General features: G+C 72.1%; 20 protein-coding genes. 11 read left to right on the forward strand and 9 right to left on the reverse strand.

The genetic code is table 11. The features are described 5' to 3' along the window. Nucleotides 1–11: 11 nt before the first annotated feature. The 3 genes from ABEB12_RS33400 to ABEB12_RS33410 all read left to right on the forward strand — a co-directional run bounded on the left by ABEB12_RS33400 (nt 12) and on the right by ABEB12_RS33410 (nt 3,625). Entirely contained in the window at nt 12–830 is an 819-nt protein-coding gene (locus tag ABEB12_RS33400; RefSeq protein ID WP_185059980.1) for a DUF1932 domain-containing protein, read from the forward strand. 9 nt (nt 831–839) lie between these two features. Beyond that, complete coding sequence (locus ABEB12_RS33405) at nt 840–2,381, forward strand: AMP-binding protein (RefSeq protein WP_185059981.1); 1,542 nt, start codon at nt 840–842, stop codon at nt 2,379–2,381. Between the two features lie 377 nt (nt 2,382–2,758). Then, nucleotides 2,759–3,625: an alpha/beta fold hydrolase gene (locus ABEB12_RS33410; RefSeq protein ID WP_345703363.1), complete on the forward strand. Its 867-nt coding sequence runs from the start codon at nt 2,759–2,761 to the stop codon at nt 3,623–3,625. 63 nt (nt 3,626–3,688) lie between these two features. Here ABEB12_RS33410 and ABEB12_RS33415 read toward each other — a convergent pair whose 3' ends face one another. After that, nucleotides 3,689–4,336 (reverse strand): TetR family transcriptional regulator, encoded by a 648-nt coding sequence (locus ABEB12_RS33415; RefSeq protein ID WP_185059982.1) that lies wholly within the window; start codon nt 4,334–4,336, stop codon nt 3,689–3,691. 195 nt (nt 4,337–4,531) lie between these two features. Beyond that, a complete protein-coding gene (locus ABEB12_RS33420) occupies nt 4,532–5,845 on the reverse strand; it encodes an FAD-dependent oxidoreductase (RefSeq protein ID WP_185059983.1) in 1,314 nt (437 codons plus the stop codon). A gap of 59 nt (nt 5,846–5,904) precedes the next feature. Here ABEB12_RS33420 and ABEB12_RS33425 point away from each other — a divergent pair, with 59 nt between their 5' ends. Continuing rightward, nucleotides 5,905–7,317 (forward strand): acyl-CoA synthetase, encoded by a 1,413-nt coding sequence (locus ABEB12_RS33425; protein ID WP_345703364.1) that lies wholly within the window; start codon nt 5,905–5,907, stop codon nt 7,315–7,317. Between the two features lie 123 nt (nt 7,318–7,440). Then, nucleotides 7,441–8,058, forward strand: a complete 618-nt coding sequence (locus ABEB12_RS33430) for a VOC family protein (RefSeq protein WP_345703365.1) — start codon at nt 7,441–7,443, stop codon at nt 8,056–8,058. Nucleotides 8,059–8,108: 50 nt separating this feature from the next. On the opposite strand, the gene ABEB12_RS33435 is transcribed toward ABEB12_RS33430, so the two are convergent. From ABEB12_RS33435 to ABEB12_RS33460, 6 genes are all read right to left on the reverse strand, one after another. Further along, the gene (locus ABEB12_RS33435; protein WP_185059984.1) at nt 8,109–8,600 is read right to left on the reverse strand and encodes a flavin reductase; all 492 of its coding nucleotides are present in this window, start codon (nt 8,598–8,600) and stop codon (nt 8,109–8,111) included. Then, nucleotides 8,597–9,790 (reverse strand): acyl-CoA dehydrogenase family protein, encoded by a 1,194-nt coding sequence (locus tag ABEB12_RS33440; protein WP_185059985.1) that lies wholly within the window; start codon nt 9,788–9,790, stop codon nt 8,597–8,599. The genes ABEB12_RS33435 and ABEB12_RS33440 overlap by 4 nt, the downstream gene beginning before the upstream one ends. Then, on the reverse strand, nt 9,787–10,899 hold the full coding sequence (locus ABEB12_RS33445; protein WP_345703366.1) for an acyl-CoA dehydrogenase family protein: 1,113 nt from the start codon (nt 10,897–10,899) through the stop codon (nt 9,787–9,789). The genes ABEB12_RS33440 and ABEB12_RS33445 overlap by 4 nt, the downstream gene beginning before the upstream one ends. Nucleotides 10,900–11,014: 115 nt before the next feature. Beyond that, nucleotides 11,015–11,704 (reverse strand): HAD-IA family hydrolase, encoded by a 690-nt coding sequence (locus ABEB12_RS33450; protein ID WP_185059986.1) that lies wholly within the window; start codon nt 11,702–11,704, stop codon nt 11,015–11,017. Between the two features lie 21 nt (nt 11,705–11,725). Beyond that, nucleotides 11,726–12,118 carry a PIN domain-containing protein gene (locus ABEB12_RS33455; protein WP_185059987.1) on the reverse strand — a complete coding sequence of 131 codons (393 nt, stop codon included), beginning with the start codon at nt 12,116–12,118 and terminating at the stop codon, nt 11,726–11,728. Continuing rightward, the gene (locus ABEB12_RS33460) at nt 12,115–12,363 is read right to left on the reverse strand and encodes a FitA-like ribbon-helix-helix domain-containing protein (RefSeq protein WP_185059988.1); all 249 of its coding nucleotides are present in this window, start codon (nt 12,361–12,363) and stop codon (nt 12,115–12,117) included. The genes ABEB12_RS33455 and ABEB12_RS33460 overlap by 4 nt, the downstream gene beginning before the upstream one ends. A gap of 121 nt (nt 12,364–12,484) precedes the next feature. Between ABEB12_RS33460 and ABEB12_RS33465 the strand changes: the two genes are divergently transcribed. From ABEB12_RS33465 to ABEB12_RS33475, 3 genes are all read left to right on the forward strand, one after another. Then, the gene (locus tag ABEB12_RS33465; protein WP_345703367.1) at nt 12,485–15,061 is read left to right on the forward strand and encodes a Tex family protein; all 2,577 of its coding nucleotides are present in this window, start codon (nt 12,485–12,487) and stop codon (nt 15,059–15,061) included. 142 nt (nt 15,062–15,203) lie between these two features. Further along, complete coding sequence (locus ABEB12_RS33470) at nt 15,204–16,376, forward strand: ABC transporter permease (protein ID WP_185059989.1); 1,173 nt, start codon at nt 15,204–15,206, stop codon at nt 16,374–16,376. A 168-nt stretch (nt 16,377–16,544) separates the two neighbouring features. Next, on the forward strand, nt 16,545–16,808 hold the full coding sequence (locus ABEB12_RS33475; protein WP_185059990.1) for an antibiotic biosynthesis monooxygenase: 264 nt from the start codon (nt 16,545–16,547) through the stop codon (nt 16,806–16,808). A gap of 13 nt (nt 16,809–16,821) precedes the next feature. Here ABEB12_RS33475 and ABEB12_RS33480 read toward each other — a convergent pair whose 3' ends face one another. Beyond that, complete coding sequence (locus tag ABEB12_RS33480; RefSeq protein WP_345703368.1) at nt 16,822–17,889, reverse strand: NAD(P)H-dependent flavin oxidoreductase; 1,068 nt, start codon at nt 17,887–17,889, stop codon at nt 16,822–16,824. A gap of 96 nt (nt 17,890–17,985) precedes the next feature. Between ABEB12_RS33480 and ABEB12_RS33485 the strand changes: the two genes are divergently transcribed. The 3 genes from ABEB12_RS33485 to ABEB12_RS33495 are packed head-to-tail and all read left to right on the forward strand — an operon-like array spanning nt 17,986 to nt 21,641. Further along, entirely contained in the window at nt 17,986–19,107 is a 1,122-nt protein-coding gene (locus tag ABEB12_RS33485; protein ID WP_185059992.1) for an LLM class flavin-dependent oxidoreductase, read from the forward strand. A 3-nt stretch (nt 19,108–19,110) separates the two neighbouring features. Then, nucleotides 19,111–19,884 (forward strand): cyclase family protein, encoded by a 774-nt coding sequence (locus ABEB12_RS33490; RefSeq protein ID WP_185059993.1) that lies wholly within the window; start codon nt 19,111–19,113, stop codon nt 19,882–19,884. Beyond that, nucleotides 19,881–21,641: a thiamine pyrophosphate-binding protein gene (locus ABEB12_RS33495; RefSeq protein ID WP_185059994.1), complete on the forward strand. Its 1,761-nt coding sequence runs from the start codon at nt 19,881–19,883 to the stop codon at nt 21,639–21,641. Before ABEB12_RS33490 ends, ABEB12_RS33495 begins: the two co-directional genes overlap by 4 nt. The last annotated feature ends 1 nt before the right edge of the window (nt 21,642 follow it).

The following is a 21,642-nucleotide window of genomic DNA, read 5'->3' on the forward strand; positions in this document are numbered from 1 at the left end:
ATGATGAGGTCATGACAGGGTTCGATGATCGACCGGTGGTCGGCGTCTTGCATCCCGGCGCGATGGGAGCGGCCGTCGGGTCGGCGGTGAAACCGCGCGCCGGCGCGGTGATCTGGGCCGCCGAGGGCCGTTCGCAGTCCACCTCCAAGCGCGCCGAGCTGGCCGACCTGGTCGCCGTGCCGGACGTCGCCGCGCTGGCCCGCCGGTGTGACCTGATCGTGTCGATCTGCCCGCCGCACGCCGCCCTCGAGGTGGCCGAGCAGGTGGCCGCCGCACTGGAGGGCCAGGCCAAGCGGCCGTTCTACCTGGAGGCCAACGCGGTCGCCCCGGACACCGTGCACCGGATCGCCACGCTGCTCGGGCCGGACCGGGTGGTGGACGGCGCGGTGATCGGCCCGCCGGCCTGGGAACCGGGCACCACGGTGCTCTGGCTGTCCGGAGTGGCGGCCAAGACGGTGGGGGCGCTGTTCGCCGGTTCCCCGTTCGAGGCGCGGGTGCTCGGCGCCGACCTGGGCGCGGCCAGCGTGCTGAAGGCCTGTTTCGCGCTGCAGAGCAAGGCCCTGCCGGCCGTGTGGCTGCTGCTCGCCGAGGCGGCCGAGAAGGCCGGGGTGACCGAGGCCCTGTACGGCGAGCTGGCCCACCACGGCGTGGACCTGACGGCCCAGCTGGCGCAGATCTCCGCCCGCGCGAGCACCAGGGCCTGGCGGTGGGCCGGCGAGATGGACGAGGCGGCGGAGACGATGGCCTCGCTGGGCCTGCCGGACGGCTTCTCCCGGGCCGCGGCCGAGGTCTACCGGCGTTGGAGCGCCGAAGGCTTTAATTCCGATTAGAGTTTCCCCATGTTCCCAGGAACCCACGCCGCCAAGAACCCGGACAAGCTTGCCGCGCTGCTGGTGGACACCGGTGACCAGCTCAGCTACGGCGAGCTGGACGACCGCTCCATCCGGCTGGCCCGGGTGTTCGCCGGGGCGGGGCTGCGCAAGGGCGACGGTGTGGCCGTGCTCAGCCCGAACGACCTGCGGTTCTTCGAGGTCCTCTGGGCGGCGATGCGTTCCGGGCTGTACTTCACCCCGGTGAACCACCACCTCACGGCGGAGGAGGTGGCCTACATCGTGAACGACTCCGGGGCCAGCGCGCTGGTCGTCTCGGAGAGCAAGCGGGAGCTGGCCGAGGAGGTGGCCGGGCTGGTTCCGGGGCTGCGGCTGCGGCTGGCCTACGGCGGCGAGGTGGCCGGCTACGACGACTACGCCCAGGCGCTGTGCGGCGCCTCCGCCGAGCCGCTGGGCGAGGAGCCGTGCGGTGCGGCGATGATGTACTCCTCGGGCACCACCGGCCGGCCCAAGGGCGTGCGCCCGCCGCTGCCGGACCGCCAGGTCGACGAGCCGGACATGCTCAGCCTGGTGCTGGCCAACGGCTTCGGCCTGACCGAGGACGTGGTGTACGGGTCCCCGGCGCCGATCTACCACGCGGCCCCGCTGGGCTGGTGCGGCGCGGTGCAGCGGCTGGGCGGCACGGTGGTGATGACCAAGAAGTTCGACCCGGAGCAGCTGCTCGCCACGATCGAGAAATACCGGGTGACCGCCGCGCAGTTCGTGCCGACCATGTTCGTGCGGATGCTCAAGCTGGACGAAGACGTGCGCACCCGCCACGACGTGTCCTCGCTGAAGCTGGCCATCCACGCCGCCGCGCCCTGCCCTGTCGAGGTCAAGCGGAAGATGCTCGACTGGTTCGGCCCGATCCTGGTCGAGTACTACGGCGGCACCGAGGGCAACGGCCTCACGATCATCAACACCGAGCAGTGGCTGGCCAAGCCGGGTTCGGTCGGCAAGGCCGCCCTCGGCGTGCTGCACATCTGCGACGACGACGGCAACGAGCTGCCCGTCGGGGAGATCGGCACGGTGTACTTCGAGCGGGAGATCGTGCCGTTCACGTACCACAACGACCCGGAGAAGACCCGGTCCTCGCAGCACCCCGAGCACCCGACCTGGACGACCCTGGGCGACATCGGCCGCCTCGACGAGGACGGCTTCCTGTTCCTCACCGACCGCAAGGCGTTCACCATCATCTCCGGCGGGGTCAACATCTACCCGCAGGAGATCGAGAACGCGCTGGCGCTGCACCCGGCGATCATCGACGTCGCGGTGATCGGTGTCCCGGACCCGGAGATGGGCGAGTCGGTGCTGGCCTTCGTGCAACCCGCCCCCGGCGCCCAGCCCGGTCCCGAGCTGGAACGGGAGATCATCGAGTTCGTCCGGTCCCGGATCGCCCGGTTCAAGGCGCCGCGCGCGGTCCGTTTCGTGAACGACCTGCCCCGCACCCCGACCGGCAAGCTAGTCAAGGGCGAGCTCAAGCGGGCCTACCTGGCCGAAACCGGCGGCTGAGCCGGTGCCCGCCGGCCCGCCTGGCCGGATCGTCTGGGCGCTGCGCGTGGTGGCGCCGGGGCCGGCGGACCGGGTGATGGAGGTGGGCTGCGGGCTCGGGTGACCGAATCACCGCGCCCGTCGCCCGGGCGTTGGGTAACCACGGTCTCCGAGACGTAACATCTATCACCGATATGGATGGTTTAGGGATCTTCGCAACCGTTCCCTGACCTCGTAATTGACACGCTCCGTGTTCGAACTAGCCGCCGATCGGCTAGTTATCACATCGTGCGTCACAGGTTCTTGCCCGGCTACTCCTCGTTCACTTAACGTCGATGAAACGAGGGGAGGGCAACGACGCCGTGACCACACTTTCCTTGGCCGGGCAACCATCCCCGATGCCGCTCGAGCTGACGCCGTACTACCGGGCGGGCCGGGGGACGCCGCTGGTGATGCTGCACGGCGCGAGCATGTCCTGGCGGGCCTGGCGCCCGGTGCTGCCGCTGCTCACCGGCCGGCACGACGTGTTCGCCCCCACCCTGCCCGGCCATCGCGGCGGTCCCGAACCGGTCAGCAATGGCGAGCCCAACATCGACACCGTGGCCGACCAGCTGTGCGCGCAGCTGGACGAGGCCGGGATCGAGACCGCGCACCTGGTCGGCAACTCACTGGGCGGCTGGCTGGCCTTCGAGCTGGCCCGGCGCGGCCGGGCGCGGTCCGTGCTGGCCATCTCGCCCGCCGGAAGCTGGCAGGCCCGCCGGGACCTGGTGAAGCTGCTCTGGACGTTCCGGGTGGGCTTCACCGCCGTGGACAACCCCCGGTTGAGTCCGCTGTCGGGCAACCGGCTGCTGCGCCGGGTCGGGCTGAGCCGGGTGCTCGCGCACCCCGGTCGGCTGTCCGAGGCGGACGAGCAGAACATGGTGGACGACATGCGCGCCTGCACCCTGCTGCGCGCGCTGATGGGCGGTTCGGTGCGGGTCGAGCCGATGACCGACTTCGACGTGGCCCTCTGCCCGGTGCACATCGCCTGGGCGGAACGCGACCGGATCATCCCGTACCGGCGTTACGGCCGCCCGATGCAGCGGGTGGTCCGCGGTGCCCGGTTCAGCGTCCTGCCCGAAGTCGGCCACGTGCCCATGCACGACGACCCCCGTCTGGTCGCGCGCACCATCCTGGAGCAGACAACCGCCGTGGACGCGGATGCCGCCACCGAGGAGCCCGGGCCAGGGCTGGCTCGGTTCCGTCGGCGGCGACGCTCGGCTTGAGCCGTGGTCGGGTCCTAGAGACTGCTGGGACGGCGGACCAACCCAGCCACCCCACACGAAGGCTCAGTTCGACGGGTTGGCCAGGCCGTTGCGGGCGATTATCTGGGCGGTTTCGATGACCTTGCGGAGGGATGCGCCCTTGTTGGGGCTCCACCACTCGGTGGCCCAGTTGAGGCCGCCGAGCACCAGCATCCGGGCGGCCCGGGTGTCCAGGTCCGGGTGGATCTCCCCGGCGTCCGCCGCTTCGTCGATCAGCTTGCGCCATATGTCGCCGTACTCGCGCTGCCGGATCAGCTGGCGTTCCCGCAGCTCGCTGGGCAGTTGGGGGCCGTTGCGGATGGCGGCGGCGCAGTAGTCGGACAGCCGCAGCACCATCTCCAGGTGCGCGCCGACCGCGACGCAGATCCGGTCCAGCCCGGTGGCGCCGGGCGGCAGCGCCGTGACCTCCTCGGTGACGTGGTCCAGCGCCCGGGTCAGGCCGATGGTGATGACCTCTTCGATCAGCTCGTCCCGCGAGGAGAAGTAGTAGTAGAGCGCGGGCGCCTGTACCTCGGCGAGCTCGGCGATGTCGGCCAGCCGCGTGCCGGCGTAACCGTTGCGGCTCAGTACCTTGGCCGCCGCGTCCAGGATCCGCTCGCGGGTCCGGGAGGACTTGGTCTGGGTCTCGGTCTGGGACCGCCCGTTCGCGCGGACGGTACGGGGCTTTGGCACACATCACATCTTAGGTGGTGCGCTCGGCCGGCTCCGACACCTCCGCTTTGCCCGCCGTCAACCGGGCCGATACCGCGGCGGCAAGGGACCCGCCCCGAGGTAGGTTGCGGCGGGTGGGCCGCGCTGCTGGTCGGGTTCTACTTCCGGCAGAGCCGGCCGATCGTGTTCAACCAATCTGGTTGCGTGAGGGCGCGCTCAGGCCCGTGCCGGTGCCGGGTAGCGCTGTCCGACCGCCTCGACCACCAGTTGGGCGGTCTCCGCGCAGGCGGTGGTGCCGCCGTTGCCGTACTGCTTGACCGCGTCGCCGACGTGCCACAGGTTGGGCAGCGGGGTCTCGTGCGGCAGGTCGAAGCCGGCCACCGCGCGCTGGGGCGGCCAGTCGTCGCGCATCACCGCGGTGGACAGGATGCGGGCCTCCTCGAAGCCCGGCACCTCGTCCCGCAGGTCGGCCATGATCAGCTCGGTCTCCGCCTCGGCGTCGAAGTCGCCGACCGACGGTTTCGGCACCCCGGCACCGGCGTACAGGTGCCAGCCGGGCGGGGCCATCTCCGGGCAGGTGGCGGTGAAGTTGGCGACGTAGCAGAGGCGCCGGGTGGCGCCGAAGCTGGTCAGTCCGGGCGCCTCCAGCAGCGGGCGCCGGCTGGCGAAGTTGACCGTGATCATCGCGCACGGCTTGGACCGGGCGGTGACGTCCGCCCGGTACTCCTCGCCCAGGCCGGGGCAGATCGCGGCGGTGGCCACCGGGCCGATGCCGCTGACCGCGAACCGGCAGCCGACCTCGATCTCGCTGCCGTCGGCCCGCCGCACGGTGGCCCCGGTGACCAGGCCGTCCGCCGTCCGAAGCTCGGTGACCTCGGCCGAGAGCAGCACCTCGCCGCCGTGCAGCGTCACCGCGTCGGCCAGCGCGGCCATCGCGCCGACCGTGCCCTCGGGGTGGAAACCGAACTTCTTGAACGCGCTGCGGCGGGTGAAGTAGGTGAGGAACACCCGCGCCGGCAGCTCCTCCGAGCCGACCGCGAACACCGAGGCGCACATGTTGCGGAACACCGCCTGCACGTTCTCGTTCTTGGTGTACCTGGCCACCCACTCGGCGGTGGTCAGCTGCTCCTCGGGCAGGCCGCTGTCCTCCCGGGCCGCGCCGAGGCCGGACAGCAGCTTGGCGCCGTGCCGGGTCAGCCGGGACAGCAGGAAGCCCCAGCCGCCGCCGGTGATGTCCAGGGTCTTGCCGCCGATGCGGTACATCAGCGGCGGCTTCGGCATGCGGACGTCATAGGGCGCGCCGACCTCGGCGAACGTCTGCTCCATGATGCCGCCGAGCTCCAGCACGATGGCCCCGTTGTTCACCTTGAAGCCGTCGATGTCGTGCGTGGAAGCCCGGCCGCCGACCTGGTCCAGCCGCTCGACCACCATGGTGCGGTAACCCTGGTGGGCCAGCCGCGCGGCCGCGCACAGCCCGCCGGCGCCGGCGCCGATCACCAGTGCGTCCACGTCAACCCGTGTGCTCGTCACCGTTTTGAATTTAGATTAAGTGACCGGCGGCGGTCAATGCCCGGACGTAGGGTGGGCGGGTGGGTGACTTGGGGTTGTTGGGCCCGGCCGACCTGGGCGACCGGCGGGCCGCGGTGACCGTGGCGGGGCAGGGCCTGCGGCGGGACGAGCTGTTCGCCGCCGCCTCGGCCGTCGCGGACCGGGTGGCCGGGGCGGGCGCGGTCGCGGTGCACGCGCGGCCGACGCTGGAGACCGTGGTGGCGATCGCCGGCTGCCTGCTGGCCGGCGTGCCCTCGGTGCCGGTGCCGCCGGACTCCGGGCCGGCCGAGCGGGCACACCTGTTGCGCGACTCCAGCGCCCAGCTGTGGCTGGGCCCGCCGCCGGCCGAGCCACTCACCGACGGGCCGGAGATCGTGCCGGTCGACCTCGCCGCCCGGTCCGGCTCGACCTGGGCCGCCCGGCCGCCCGGCGACACCGCGATGATCATGTACACCTCGGGCACCACCGGCAGCCCGAAGGGCGCGGTGATGTCCTACCGGGCGATGGCCGCCGGGCTGGACGGCCTGGCCGATGCCTGGGCGTGGACCCCGGACGACGTGCTGGTGCACGGGTTGCCGCTGTTCCACGTGCACGGGCTGATCCTGGGTGTGCTCGGCGCGCTGCGGGCGGGCAGCCCGCTGGTGCACACCGGCCGGCCCCGCCCGGAGGCCTATGCGGCGGCGGCCCGGGAACACGGGGGCACGCTGTTCTTCGGGGTGCCCACCGTGTGGTCGCGGATCGCCGCCGACCCGGACAGCGCGCGGGCGTTGGGCTCGGCCCGGCTGCTGGTGTCCGGCAGCGCCGCGCTGCCGCCGTCGGTGTTCCGGGACGTCGCCGCGCTGGCCGGCCAGCCACCGGTGGAGCGGTACGGCATGACCGAGACGATGATCACCGTGGCGGTCCGGGCGGACGGCGAGCGGCGCGCCGGCTGGGTCGGGGAGCCCATCGCCGGGGTCCGCACGCGGGTGGTGGACGACGCCGGCCTACCCGTGCCCGACGACGGCGAGACCATCGGTGACCTGCAGATCCAGGGCGACACGTTGTTCGACGGCTACCTGGGCCGGCCGGAGGCCACCCAGGCCTGCCGGACCGCGGACGGGTGGTTCCGCACCGGTGACGCGGCGGTCCGGGACGCCGCCGGCTATCACCGCATCGTGGGTCGCCGGTCCTCCGACCTGATCAAGACCGGTGGCTACCGGGTGGGAGCGGGCGAGGTGGAGGCGGCGCTGCTGGACCACCCGGCGGTGGCCGAGGCGGCCGTGGTCGGGCTGCCCGACGACGACCTCGGCCAGCGGATCGTGGCCTTCGTCGTCGCCGACCGGGTGGCCGCCGAGGCGCTGATCGCCCACGTAGCCACCCAACTCTCCGCCCACAAACGCCCCCGCGAGGTCCGCCTGGTGGACACCCTCCCCCGCAACGCCATGGGAAAGGTCCAGAAGTCCCGCCTCACGTAGGCCGCCCGCTCGGCGGCTCGCACACACCGTTTGGCGCTTGCACACGCTCTGTAGCCCGTGTGCCAGCGCCAAACCGTGTGCGCCAGCCTGAACTTCCGCTCCCGAAGTGGGATGGTGGCGGCCGTGTTGGATCACATTGTGTACGCGGTGCCGGACCTGGCCGCCGGGGTGGAGGAGTTCACCGAGCTGACCGGGGTGGTGCCGGCCAAGGGTGGGCAGCACGTGGGCATCGGCACGGCGAACTACCTGGTCGGGCTCGGCGCGGACGCCTTCCTGGAGATCATCGGGCCGGACCCGGCGCAGGAGACGCCGACCCGGCCGCGCCCGTTCGGCATCGACGGGCTCGGCGAGCCCTGTGTGATGGCCTGGGCGGTGCGCACCAACGATCTCGACGCCGCGGTCGACGCCGCCAAGGAGCGGGGCTACGACCCCGGCGAGATCGCCCCGATGTCCCGGGCGACCCCGTCCGGCGAGACCCTGAACTGGCGGCTGACCTGGGCCGATGTGCGGGACGGGCCGGCGCTGGTGCCGTTCCTGATCGACTGGGGGGCCACCCCGACGCCGCCCAGTCGAGGCCTGCCCGAGATCGGTCTGGAGGCCTTCGAAGCAACGCACCCGATACCGGACGGGGTGCGTGGCGCGCTGCGCGCGCTGGACGCCGACCTGCCCGTGGACGCCGGCAACCGCGCCGCCCTGGTGGTCACCCTGGCCGGCCCCAACGGCCGGGTGGTGCTCACCTAGCGTGTCCCGGACGCGCCCAACTGGGCGCGCGCTCAGCAAGCGCCTTCGGCCTAGTCGCCGTTGGCCAGGAACCGCCCGTAGCCGCCCTGGAAGAACACCAGCGGCTGCTTGCCGGCGTCGGCGTCCAGGTCCCGCACCCGGCCGAGCACGAAGTAGTGGTCGCCGGCGTCGGTGATCGACTCGAAGTCGCAGTCGATCCAGGCCGCCACGCCGTCCAGCCGGGGCGCCCCGGACTCCGTCTCGAACCATTTGACCCCGGCGAACTTGTCCCCGCCCCGCTTGGCGAACGAGCGGCAGAGCTCCTCCTGGTCGGCGGCCAGCACGTTCACGCAGAAGCTGGACGCCGTGCGGATCTTGGGGAAGCTGGTGGAGGAGCGGTCCGGCAGGAACGCGACCAGCGGCGGGTCCAGCGACACCGATGTGAAGGAGCCCACCGCCATGCCGGCCGGCGCGCCGTCCGCGTCGATGGCGGTGACCACCGTGACCCCGGTGGGGTAGCTGCCGAGGACCCGCCGGTACTGCAGGGGGTCTATCAGGGTCATGACCTGGGCACGTCCTTCCACGGCAGGTCGCGGTCGGTGCGGGGCTCGCCGGGAAGGCCGAGCACCCGCTCACCCAGGATGTTCCGCATGACCTCGGAGGTGCCGCCCTCGATGGAGTTGGCCAGCGAGCGCAGGTAGGTCTTGCGGATGTCCGCTTCCGGGCTGGAGACGGTGGAGTGGTCCGGCTGGGCCATGGTGTAGTCGTTGATCAGCATGCCGTCGGTGCCCTGGAGGTCCACGCACAGCTCCAGGATCGCCTTGTTCAGCTCGGCGAACTGCAGCTTGGCGATGGAACCCTCCGGCCCCGGGGTGCCCACGCCGGCCTGCGCGGCGGCCCGCACGTTGGTCAGCCGGGCCGCCTCGGCCCTGGTCCACAGGGACATCAGCTTGTCCCGGGTGGCCGCGTCCGTGGTGCCGGCGGCAGCGGCCGCGCGGAACGCCTTGATCGCCTCGGAGATCGGGCCCTCGCCGCGCCGCGAGCGCCGGCGCCCGATGGACACCCGCTCGTTCATCAGCGTGGTCATGGACACCCGCCAGCCCTCGCCGACCGCGCCCAGCCGGTCCGCCTCCGGGACCGCCGCGTCGTTGAAGTAGACCTCGTTGAACTCGGCCTGCCCGGTGATCTGGCGCAGCGGCCGGACCTCCACGCCCGGGGCCTTCATGTCCACGATGAAGTAGGTCAGGCCGCGGTGTTTGGGCAGGTCGGGGTCGGTGCGCGCGACCAGCAGCCCGCGCCGGGCGACGTGCCCGAGCGAGGTCCACACCTTCTGCCCGTTCACGATGTAGTGGTCGCCGTCCGGGACCGCGCGCGTGGCCAGCGAGGCCAGGTCCGAGCCGGCCCCCGGCTCGGAGAACAGCTGACACCAGATCTCCTCGCCGGTGAACAGCGCCTTGAGGTACTTGCGGCGCTGCTCCTCGGTGCCGTGCACGTAGACCGTCGGGGCGGCCATGCCCAGCCCGATCACGTTGAACCCGGACCAGTTCTTCGCGCCCGCGTCCAGGAACATCTGCTCGACCACGCCGTTGAGCGACGAGTCCAGGCCCAGTCCGCCGTGCCCCTTCTCGTGGTGCACGAAGGCCAGCCCGGCATCGAACCGCGCCGCCCGCAGCTCGCGGTCCGGCGTGCTCTCCACCGGATGTTCGGAGAGGAAGTCCTTGACCAGCCGCTCCACCGTCGCTCGGTCGCTCACGCCACTACCTCCGGGATGTCCAGCAGGCCGGCCAGCCGGGCGCGGTGCTTGGTGGGCGAGCCGAGGAACAGCTGCGAGCTCTTGGCCCGCTTGAAGTAGAGGTGCGCGGGGTGTTCCCAGGTGAACCCGATGCCGCCGTGGTTCTGGATGTTGTCCAGGGTGACCCTGGTGTACACCTCGGAGCACAGCGAGCCGGCCAGGCAGGCGGAGACCGGCAGGTTCTCGGGCTCGAACGCCGCCGTCCAGGCGCCGCTGTAGGCCACCGAGCGGGCCGACTCCACGTCCACCAGCATGTCCGCGCAGCGGTGCTTGATGGCCTGGAACGAGCCGATCTTGCGGCCGAACTGGACCCGGGTGTTGGCGTACTCCACCGTCATCTCGAGCACCTTCTGCGCCCCGCCCAGCTGCTCGCAGGCCAGCAGCACGACCGCGCGGTCCACGGCGGTGCGCAGCTCCTCGTCCAGCGTGCCCGGGATGCCGACGGCGCGCGCCGGGGTGGCGGTGAAACGCAGCTCGGCCAGCTTGCGGGTGAGGTCCAGCGGGGTCAGCGGGGTGGCCTCGGCGCCGCCGGCGGTGACCGCGAACAGGCCCAGTCCGTCCGGCGTGCCGGCCAGCACCAGCACCAGGTCGGCGGTTGCGCCGTCCACCACCACCTCGGCCGTGCCGGCCAGCCGCCAGCCGCCGTTCGCCGGGCTGGCGGTGATCGTGCTGGCCAACGGGTCCGGCCCGCCCCAGGCCAGGGTGGCGCGGGTGGTGCCGTCGGCGATGCCGGGCAGGTGCTGCCGGTTCGCCTCCTCGTCACCCGCCGCGAGCAGCGCGTTCGCCGCCAGCGCCACGGTGCCGAACAGGGGGCTGCAGCACAGCGAGCGCCCCATTTCCTCGAACACCACGCCCAGCTCGACCAGCGTGGCGCCGGAGCCGCCGTGCTCCTCCGGGACGATCAGCCCCGGCAGGCCCAGCTCCTCGGCCATCTGCCGCCACACCGCCGGGTCGTAGCCGTCCTCGGTCTCCATCAGCCGGCGCACTTCCGCCTCGGCGGAGCGTTTCTCCAGGAACCCGCGCAGCACGCCGCGCAGCTCCTCCGCCTCGGGTCCGGGGATGAACGTCACGCTCTTGCCTCCCTGCTCGGGGCCACGGCGTTATTATCCTAACGCCATTTGGTTTAGTGTGCCGGCCCCTCTTCGGAAGGTATCTCCGGACCGGGCGTCGCGCGACCCGAGTCGGTCACTGCCGGACACCAATTTCGTCCAGGTGCGCGAGCAGGTCGGCCGGATCCTGGTAGACCCGGTAGGCGCCGGCCCGCTCCAGCTCCTCCCGGCCGTAGCCGCCGGAGAGCAGTCCGACGCCGAGCGCGCCGGCCCGGCGGGCGGCCAGCAGGTCCCACACGCTGTCCCCGACCACGATGGCGTGCCGGATGTCCACGCCCACCTGGTTGGCGGCGGCCAGGAAGAGGTCCGGGTCGGGCTTGGCGTAGCGGACCTGGTCGCGGGTGACCATCGGGGTGTCCTGGGACTGGCCGAGCAGCTCCAGCGCGAAGCGCGCCGACGCGGCCAGCCCGCTGGTGGCGATGCCCCAGGTCACGCCCTGTTCGGTGAGGGTGTCGAGCAGCCTGCTCGCGCCGGGCAGCGGCCGCACCGACTCGCGCAGCCGGGCGTAGGCGGCCGCGTGCGCCTCGGTCAGCGCGCGAACCTTCTCCTCGTCCAGCGGCCGCCCGGTCTCCCGGGCCAGCGCGCTGACGAACAGCCCGCCGCTCATCCCGATCCGCCGGTGGATCCGCCAGATGGCCAGGTCCAGGTCGAACTCGCTGAGCGCCTCCCGCCAGGCCAGTACGTGTTGGTAGACGCTGTCGATCAACGTGCCGTCCAGGTCGAACAGCAGGGCCGGTGGCTCGGTGCTGACTGGGTTCCGCGTCATGCCTCCACCCTGCCCGATCGGTCAGACCAGCTCGACGCCGCAGTGCGCGGCGGCGGCTCGGGCAAGTCGGGCGTCGGCCGTGAAAAGCGTGGACTTTCGGACCTGGGCGAGGGCCACGTAGGCGCTGTCGTGGCCGCTGATGTTGTCGCGGAGCCGCCACATCCGGGCGAGTAGCCCATCGAGCTGCGCGGATTCGACGGCGAGGTGAGGGAGCTGGACAACAGCCTGGATGGCGATTGCCTCGTCGATCTTTTGCCCGATAGCCAGGCTCCGGATGACCGAGAAGACCTCGACTTTCCAATGCTCCGGGGCGGTCCAGTCGGCGTCTCGGAGCAGCGCCTCGCGTGCTTTTTGTCCGTCTCCGTCGGCGTACACGAGCAGGTTTACCAGGACTGAGGCATCGACGACGATCACGTGCGCCGGGCGCGTTCCTGCTCAAGGACCTCCCAGGAGCGTGGCGCGTCCGGGCCAGCACCGCCGCCTTTGCCGAGTTCTTCTTCGATTTCGGCGATTATCTGCCGGTTGCGGCTGAACGCGGCCTGCTGTTGCAACGTGTGCAGCACCAGGGCCTGGAGTGACTGGCCGCGCTCCCTGGCCTGCTCGACCAAGGCGGCCTTGACGTCGTCCGGCACGCCGCGGACGGTGATGACGGAACTCATGACTGCATTTTGCAGTCATACCTCCTCGGGGGGCAAGCCGCCTGCTCTACCAGAGAAGTGTGGCGACGAGCCCGCCGGCCCCTGCTTTTGTTCGGGCAGCGGAGACGCCACCATTGTGGGTGTGAGCGAGGCAGTTGCGCGCAAGATCAATCTCCGGATCGCCGAAGAGCTGGCCGTGCGGCCCAACCAGGTGGACTCGGCGGTGGGCCTGCTGGACGACGGGTCGACGGTGCCGTTCGTCGCCCGCTACCGCAAGGAGGTCACCGGGGGGCTGGACGACACCCAGCTGCGCACCCTGGAGGAGCGCCTGCGGTATCTGCGTGAGCTGGAGGAACGCCGGGCCGCCGTGCTCGAGTCCATCGAGTCGCAGGGCAAGCTGACCGACGAGCTGAAGGCGCGCGTGCTGGAGGCGGACTCCAAGGCCCGCCTCGAGGACATCTACCTGCCCTACAAGCCCAAGCGCCGCACCAAGGCCCAGATCGCCCGGGAGAACGGCCTCGAGCCGCTGGCCGAGTCGCTGCTCGCCGACCCGACCCAGGACCCGGCCGAGCTGGCCGGCGGCTACCTGAACGAGAACGTGGCCGACGCCCCCGCCGCGCTGGAGGGCGCGCGGGCCATCCTGGTGGAGAAGTTCGCCGAGGACGCCGACCTGATCGGTGAGCTGCGGGAACGCATGTGGACGCGCGGGCGCATGATCGCCAAGGTGCGTGAGGGCAAGGAGGAGGCCGGCGCCAAGTACGCCGACTACTTCGACTTCTCCGAGCCGTTCGGCAAGCTGCCCTCGCACCGCATCCTGGCGCTGTTCCGCGGCGAGAAGGAAGAGGCGCTGGAGCTGGTCCTCGAGCCGGAGGAGCCCGTCGAGGACGGGCCGTCCAGCTTCGAGCGGAGCATCGCCGCCCGGTTCGACGTCACCGACCAGGGCCGCCCGGCCGACAAGTGGCTGCAGGACACCGTGCGCTGGGCCTGGCGCACCCGGGTGCAGGTGCACCTGGGCATCGACGTGCGCACCCGGCTGTGGCAGGCCGCCGAGGACGGCGCGGTCGGCGTGTTCGCGGCCAACCTGCGTGACCTGCTGCTCGCCGCGCCGGCCGGCACCCGGGCCACCCTGGGCCTGGACCCGGGCCTGCGCACCGGGGTGAAGGTGGCCGTCGTGGACGCCACCGGCAAGGTGGTGGACACCGCCACCATCTACCCGCACGAGCCGCGCCGGCAGTGGGACGACTCGCTGATCACGCTGGCCGGGCTGATCAAGCAGCACAACGTGGAGCTGGTGGCCATCGGCAACGGCACCGCGTCCCGGGAGACCGACAAGCTGGCCGGCGAGCTGGTCAGCAAGATGGTCGGGCACAAGCTGACCAAGGTGATGGTGTCCGAGGCCGGCGCCTCGGTGTACTCCGCGTCGGCCTACGCATCGGCCGAGCTGCCCGAGCTGGACGTGTCGCTGCGCGGCGCGGTGTCCATCGCCCGCCGGCTGCAGGACCCGCTGGCCGAGCTGGTCAAGATCGACCCGAAGTCGATCGGCGTGGGTCAGTACCAGCACGACGTGTCCGAGGTGAAGCTATCGCGCTCGCTGGACGCGGTGGTGGAGGACTGCGTGAACGCGGTCGGGGTGGACGTGAACACCGCGTCCGCGCCGCTGCTGCGCCGGGTCTCCGGCATCACCGAGACGCTGGCCACGAACATCGTCGCGCACCGGGACGAGAACGGCCCGTTCCGCGAGCGGACCGCCCTGGCCAAGGTGCCGAGGCTGGGGCCGAAGGCGTTCGAGCAGTGTGCGGGCTTCCTGCGCATCCCCAGCGGGTCCAACCCGCTGGACGCATCGGGGGTGCACCCCGAGGCATACCCCGTGGTGCGGCGCATCCTGGCCTCGGCCGGCACCGAGCTGTCCGGCCTGATCGGCAACGGCCAGGCGTTGGCCACCCTGGCGCCGGCCGACTTCGTCGACGAGACCTTCGGGCTCCCCACGGTCACCGACATCCTGGCCGAGCTGGAGAAGCCGGGCCGCGACCCGCGCCCGGCCTTCAAGACCGCCAGCTTCGCCGAGGGCGTGGAGAAGATCGCCGACCTGAAGGTGGGCATGGTGCTGGAGGGCGTGGTCACCAACGTCGCCGCGTTCGGGGCGTTCGTGGACGTCGGCGTGCACCAGGACGGCCTGGTGCACGTCTCCGCGCTGGCCAACCGCTACGTGTCCGATCCGCGCGAGGTCGTCAAACCGGGTGACATCGTTCGGGTGAAGGTCCGCGAGGTGGACATCCCCCGCAAACGGATCTCCCTGACCATGCGGCTCGAGGATGAGCCGGGCCGCGAAGGACGCGGTCGTCCCCAGCGCGACGGCGGCCAGGGTCGAGAAGGCGGCCGGGACGGTGGCCGCGACGGTGGCCGGGGTGGTCGCCGCGAGGGCGGTCGGGGCGGCGGCCGCGACGGCCAGGGCCGCAACGGCGGCCGAGCCGGTGCTGGCCGCGACGGCCAGGGCGGCGGCGGTGGCCGGGACGGTGGCGGCCGCGACGGCCAGGGCGGTAGCCGGGACGGCCGTCGGGACGGTGGTCGCGAGGCCGGCCGAGAAGGCGGCCGCGAGGGTGGCCGGGACGGCCGGCGCGGCGGCGGTCAGGGCGGTCAGGGCCGCCGCGAACGCCCCGCACCCAGCGGCGCGATGGCCGACGCACTGCGCCGCGCCGGCTTCGACGTCGGCAAACGCTGACGGCTACCGGCCGCCCGACGGACGTCGCGATCGAGCCGCTTCATAGGAAATCCATAGCCGAAAACCCACACACGGGCCGTAGTGAGCTGTCACCCTTTCGGGTGTGAAATTTGCGGAGACCGTGGTTGTGGCGCTACGTAGCTTGCGCAGCAATCGTTTGCGCTCGCTGCTGACCACGATGGGCATCGTCATCGGTGTGGGCGCGGTGATTGTGCTCGTTGCGCTGGGCAACGGCATGCAAGCCGGCTTCGACGAGCAGTTCAGCCGGCTGGCCAACCAGCTGACGGTGAGCAAGGCCGACGGCATGGGCTCCGCGCGCGACCTGACCGACCAGGACGTCGAAGCCCTGAAGGACAAGGCGCACACCCCGGACATCGCCTCGGTGACCCCGACCACCGGCGGCACGGCGGTGCTTTCCGCCGGTCAGGCCACGACCAGGGCGAAGACCGTCGGCGCCCCCGATGAGTACCTGGACGTCTCGGACCGCTCCATGGCCTTCGGCTCCTGGATCAGCCGGGCCGAGCAGCGCTCCGGCGCCAAGGTCGCCGTGATCGGCCAGGACACGGTGAGCGAGCTGTGGGGCAGGAGCGCCAACCTCGCCGAGGTGGTCGGCCAGGAGGTCCGGATCGGCCGCACGCCGTTCAAGGTGATCGGCGTGCTGGCCCGGGACAAGCAGCAGGACAAGGTGGCCATCGTCCCGATGGAGGCGGCCCGGGCCTACCTGACCGGCAGCGGAAACGTGGTCGAGCAGATCATCGTCAAGGCCACCGGCGCCGCCACCGTCCCGGCCGCCACCGAGCAGGTGAACCGGGTGCTGGATTCCCAGCACCGCATCCGCACCGAGAAGGACCGTGACTTCAACGTACGCGGGTACCAGAACATGCTGGACCGTCGCAACGAGTACATGACCTTCCTGACCGTCTTCACCACCGCCGTCGCCGCGATCTCCCTGGTCGTGGGCGGCATCGGGGTCGCCAACATCATGCTGGTGTCGGTCACCGAACGGACCCGGGAGATCGGCATCCGCAAGGCGATCGGCGCGCCGAGGCGGGCCATCCTGAAGCAGTTCCTGATCGAGGCGGTGGTCCTCACCGGCCTGGGCGGGCTGGCCGGCGTGGCGATCGGCGTCGGCCTCTCGATGATCGGCAGTTTCGCGTTGCCCAAGCTGTTCCCCGCGTTCCCGGTGCCGATCGTGACCATGCTGCCGGTGCTGGTGGCGTTCGGGGTGAGCCTGGCGATCGGGGTGGTGGCCGGGGGTTACCCGGCCCACCGCGCGGCCCGCCTTCGCCCCATCGAAGCCCTCCGCTTCGAGTAGGCCGGCCAGCTGGCACACACGAGTTGGCGATGCTCCGCTCCGCCGCGGCCCGGCGCTCCATGGTCAAGTAGCGGTGGGAGCCCTTACCGGCTGGTAGAAGGTCGCTCATCGCGACTTGACCATGAAACCTGCGGTGTTGCACAGCCGGTGGTCATTTCATGATCAACGGTGTCCAGCCAGGTTCGGCGGGAGGCCTACCTCGCCAGCTGTGTCGAAGTCGTCGAGCAGGCGCGCCGCGAGCCGGGTTGCCTCGACTTCGCCATCGGCGCGGACCTGGTGGACCCGGGTCGGATCAACATCGTCGAGCGGTGGGACTCGCGGCAGTCCGTCGAAACCTTTCGCGGCGACGGTCCCAGCGGCGAACAGGCGGCCTCGATTCTTGCCGCGGCGGTCGCCGAGTACGACGTGGCTGAGTCTCGGAGCTTGACCTAGTCCGCGAGTCGCTTCAGAGGCCGAGCAGGGTGCTGGCGTCCCACCACATGCGGGCGACCACCTCGCCGGCGGGTTCTTCGGTGGCCATCGCGGCGCTCTGCCCGGCCCAGTGGTTGGCCCGGTCCAGCTCGGTCACCTGCTCCGGGGCCAGCCCGCCGCGCCACTGCGCCACCAGCCGGCGCTGCACCGGGTAGGGCGCGGGCGGCGGCGCGCCGGGGGCCGTCCAGGCGCGCACGTAGGGGGTCGGCGCGGCGCGGCCGAGCCGGCCGGAGTAGGCCCGGGTGGGCACCGTGTGTTCGGGTGCGAGCCCGTCCAGGGATGCGGCCCAGGCCTTGCTGATACCGGTCTCGGGGCAGCGCAGCAGCGCGGTGCCGACCTGGACCGCGCTCGCGCCCAGCGCCAGCGCGGCGGCCACCCCGCGACCGTCCGCGATGCCGCCGGCCGCGATCACCGGCACGTCCAGCCCGTCGGCCAGCCGGGGGAGCAGGGCGAACAGGCCGACGTCGGTGGCCTCGGCGTCGGCGGGGTCGAACGAACCCCGGTGCCCGCCGGCCTCCATGCCCTGGGCCACCACGGCGTCCGCACCGGCCTCCTGGGCGGCCAGCGCGTCGTCCAGCGTGGTGGCGCAGGCGAACCAGGCGATGCCGAGCGCCTTCATCTCCCGCACGAACGCCGGCTCGTACAGGCCCATGATCGAGGTGATCGCGGTCGGCCGGGCGGCCAGCATCGCGGCGCACTGGTCGTCGAACACCGGAGCGGCGCCGCCGGCCGGGCCGGGCGAGCTGTAGCGCCCCAGGAACCCGCGGGCCAGCGCCTCCTTCCGGTCGGCGTCCGGGTCGGGCGGGTCCGGGATCCAGTTGTTCAGCTGCACCGCGCCGGTGGAGCCGGCGCGGAACCGGGCCATCCACTCGGCGATGCGCTCCGGCTGGTCGAGCAGCACCCCGGAGGCGCCCATCCCGCCCGCCTCGGCGACCGCGACGGCCAGCTCGGGCGGGCAGGCGCCGGCCATCGGCGCCATGAGGATCGGCACCCGTAGCCGGTGGCGCTGGCAGAAGTCCCGTACCCGCTCGGCGATCGACACATCGCGCACAGTACGGCGTATCGTCATCCGTTGCCCGTCGTCACGCTTACGTGATACTCATTCGTGGCTGGGTACGCGGACGAGCGGGTGATCCGAATGAGCAACACCCTGGTCGACGGGCAAGACTTCAAGCTCGGCCTGTTCTCGCCGAACTGTTCCGGCGGGCTGGCCGTCACCGCGATCCCGGAGCGCTGGAGTGCCAGCTGGGCGGACAACCTGAGGTTGGCTCAGCTTGCCGACCAGGTGGGTATCGACTTCATCCTGCCGATCGCCCGGTGGATCGGGTACGGCGGCGAGACGAACTTCCACGAGGGTGTGCTCGAGCCCATCCCCTGGGCCAGCGGCCTGCTGGCCAGCACGCGGCGGGTGGTCGTGTTCGCCACCGTGCACACCGCGTTCAACCATCCCGTGGTGAGTGCCAAGCAGCTGGCAACGGTCGACCACGTCGGCGGTGGCCGCGCGGGCGTGAACGTCGTCGCCGGGTGGAACGAGCCCGAGTACCGGGCGATGGGCGTGGAGCTGCCCGAGGCGCACGACGACCGGTACGCCCGCGCGCAGGAGTGGTTCGACCACCTGCGCGCGCTGTGGACCACCGAAGGCCGGGGCGACCGGGAGGGGCGGTTCTTCACCCTGCGCGGCGTGGAGTCCATGCCCAAGCCGGTGCAGGGCGTGCTGCCGGTGCTGAACGCCGGGTCCAGCCCGCAGGGCCGGGACTTCGCCGCGCGCAACGCCAACTTCGTGTTCACCATCATCGGCGACGCCGACGAGGGCGCCAAGGTGGTCGCCCAGCTCACGGAGGCCGCCCGGACCCGCTACCAACGGGCGGTCGGCGTGATGTCCCCGGCGCACGTGGTCTGCCGGCCCACCCGGGCCGAAGCGCGGGAGTACCTGCACTACTACGCCGAGGAGAACGCCGACTGGGAGGCGGTGGACAACCTCATGCGGCTGCAGGGGCTGCACGCCCAGTCGTTCACCAAGGAGATGCTGGCCGGCTTCCGGTCCCGGTTCGCCGCCGGGCACGGCACCTGCCCGCTGATCGGCACGCCGGACGACGTCGCCGACGAGATCGAGCGCTACGCCAAGGCCGGCCTGGCCGGCATGACCCTGTCCTTCGTGGACTACATCGGTGAGCTGAGGCAGTTCGCCGACGAGGTGATCCCCCGGCTGGAGGCCAGGGGAATCCGGCAACCCCGCCCCGCACTTGACCAGGAGGCCTGACGGATGTCCCTGCTGACCGAGGTGTTCGCGGCACTGCGCGAACAGCGGCTGGAGATCGTCGACCTGACCGCACCGCTGACCTCGTCCACCCCGGTGCTGCGGCTGCCCGAGCCGTTCGCCAACACGATCAACTTCCAGCTGGAGGAGATCAGCCGTTACGACGAGCGCGGCCCGCGCTGGTACTGGAACAACATCCACACCGGCGAGCACACCGGCACCCATCTGGACGCGCCGAACCACTGGCTCTCCGGCAAGGACGGGCCGGACGTCGCCGGGGTGTCGCTCCGGACACTGGTGGCGCCCGCGGTGGTGCTGGACGCGTCGGCCCGAGTGGCCGAGGACCCGGACTTCCTGCTCCAGATCGATGACGTGCGCAAATGGCAGGAGGAGCACGGTCCGCTGCCGGACGGCGGCTGGCTGCTCTACCGCACCGGCTGGGACACCCGGTCGGACGACGCGGACGAGTTCCTGAACGTGGACGACACCGGCTCGCACACCCCGGGGGTGGCCGCCGAGTGCGCCCGCTGGCTGGCCGAGGAGACCCCGATCGCCGGCCTCGGGGTGGAGACCGTGGGCACCGACGCCGGCCGGGCCATGGAGCTGGACCCGATGTTCCCCTGCCACGAGCTGATCCTGGGCGCCGGCAAGTGCGGCCTCACCCAGCTGCGCAACCTTGACCGGCTGCCGGCCACCGGCGCGCTGCTGCTGGTCTCGCCGCTGCCCATCGTGGGCGGCTCGGGCAGCCCGGCCCGGGTGCTCGCGCTGGTCGAACGGTGAGGGTCGCCGAGCTGGTCGGGCGGACGCTCGCGCGGCTCGGCGCCGGCCCGGTGTTCGGGGTGGTGGGCAGCGGGAACCTGCGGGTGACCAACGCCCTGCGGGCGCACGGTGTGCGGTTCGTGGCCACCCGGCACGAGGCCGGCGCGGCCACCATGGCCGACGCCTGCGCCCGGATGAGCGGCCGGGTTGCGGTGGCCACCACGCACCAGGGCTGCGGGCTGAGCAACGCGGTCACCGGGATCGGCGAGGCGGCGAAGAGCCGCACCCCGATGCTGGTGCTGGCCGCCGACACCGCCGGGTCCGCCGTGCTCTCCAACTTCCGGATCGACCAGGACGCCCTGGTGCGCGCGGTGGGTGCGGTGCCGGAGCGGGTGCACTCCGCCGACACCGCCGTCGCGGACACCGTGCGCGCCTACCGGACCGCGCTGCAGCAGCGCCGGACCGTCGTGCTCAACCTGCCGCTGGACGTCCAGGAGCTGGACGCGCCGGAAACGGACGCGCCGGAAACGGACCTGCCGGGAGCGGACCTGCCGGGGGCGGACCGGCTGGGAGCGGACCCGCCGGGGGTGGCGCCGGTGGTGGTGGCGCCGGCGAGCCCGATCCGCCCGGACCCGGACGCGGTGACCGCGCTGGCCGGGATGCTCGCTAGAGCCCGCCGGCCGGTGTTCGTGGCCGGCCGAGGCGCCCGGGAGGCGGCCGCCCCCCTGCGCGCCCTGGCCGAATCCACCGGGGCGCTGCTGGCCACCTCGGCCGTGGCGCACGGGTTGTTCCACGACGAGCCGTGGTCGCTGGGCATTTCCGGCGGGTTCGCCACCCCGCTGGCCGCCGAGCTCATCTCGGACGCGGACCTGGTGGTCGGCTGGGGCTGCGCGCTGAACATGTGGACCATGCGGCACGGCCGGTTGATCAACCCGGCGGCCACCGTGGTGCAGGTGGACGTGGAGCAGGCCGCGTTGGGCGCGCACCGGCCGGTCCACCTGGGCGTGCTCGGTGACGCCGGGCAGACCGCCGCCGACGCACTCGCGGCGCTGCGCGGTCACCAGGGCGACGCTGCCGGCCGTGCTGGCGCCGGCGAGGAAGGCGTCGCCGGTGAGCACCGCGCCACCGGGTACCGGACCCCGGAGATCGCCGGGCGAATCGCCGCCGAGGGCCGGTGGAACCAGGTAGCGCACACCGACCTGTCCACCGAAACCGCCATCGACCCGCGCACCCTCACCGCCCGGCTGGACGAGCTGCTGCCCGCCGACCGGCTGGTGGCGGTCGACTCGGGCAACTTCATGGGCTACCCGAGTGCCTACCTCGGCGTGCCGGACGAGTTCGGCTTCTGCTTCACCCAGGCCTTCCAGTCGGTCGGGCTGGGGCTGGCCACCGCGATCGGCGCCGCCGTGGCGAGGCCGGACCGGCTGACCGTAGCCGCCCTCGGCGACGGCGGTTTCCACATGGGCGTCGCCGAGCTGGACACGGCGGTGCGGCTGCGGCTGCCCATGGTCGTGGTGGTGTACAACGACGCGGCCTACGGCGCCGAGGTCCACCACTTCGTCGAGGACGACCTGGGCACGGTGAAGTTCCCGGACACCGACATTGCCTCGGTCGGGCGCGGCTTCGGCTGCGCCGGGCTGACCGTGCGCACCCTCGCCGACCTGGAGGAGGTCGGGGACTGGCTGGCCGGTCCGAGGGACAAACCGCTGGTGATCGACGCGAAGATCGCCGACGATGGGGGTTCCTGGTGGCTGGCCGAGGCCTTCCGGGGGCACTGAG

The organism is Actinospineispora eucalypti, from assembly GCF_039543365.1.
Classification (GTDB): Bacteria; Actinomycetota; Actinomycetes; order Mycobacteriales; family Pseudonocardiaceae; genus Pseudonocardia; species Pseudonocardia eucalypti.

What these genes read in the sequence shown, in the direction of transcription:
- ABEB12_RS33405 (WP_185059981.1), top strand. Translation starts at nt 840, where the DNA reads ATGTTCCCAGGAACCCACGCCGCCAAGAACCCGGACAAGCTTGCCGCG.
- ABEB12_RS33410 (WP_345703363.1), top strand. Translation starts at nt 2,759, where the DNA reads ATGCCGCTCGAGCTGACGCCGTACTACCGGGCGGGCCGGGGGACGCCG.
- ABEB12_RS33485 (WP_185059992.1), top strand. Translation starts at nt 17,986, where the DNA reads ATGAGCAACACCCTGGTCGACGGGCAAGACTTCAAGCTCGGCCTGTTC.
- ABEB12_RS33400 (WP_185059980.1), top strand. Translation starts at nt 12, where the DNA reads ATGACAGGGTTCGATGATCGACCGGTGGTCGGCGTCTTGCATCCCGGC.
- ABEB12_RS33460 (WP_185059988.1), bottom strand. Translation starts at nt 12,363, where the DNA reads ATGAGTTCCGTCATCACCGTCCGCGGCGTGCCGGACGACGTCAAGGCC.
- ABEB12_RS33435 (WP_185059984.1), bottom strand. Translation starts at nt 8,600, where the DNA reads ATGACCCTGATAGACCCCCTGCAGTACCGGCGGGTCCTCGGCAGCTAC.
- ABEB12_RS33450 (WP_185059986.1), bottom strand. Translation starts at nt 11,704, where the DNA reads ATGACGCGGAACCCAGTCAGCACCGAGCCACCGGCCCTGCTGTTCGAC.
- ABEB12_RS33490 (WP_185059993.1), top strand. Translation starts at nt 19,111, where the DNA reads ATGTCCCTGCTGACCGAGGTGTTCGCGGCACTGCGCGAACAGCGGCTG.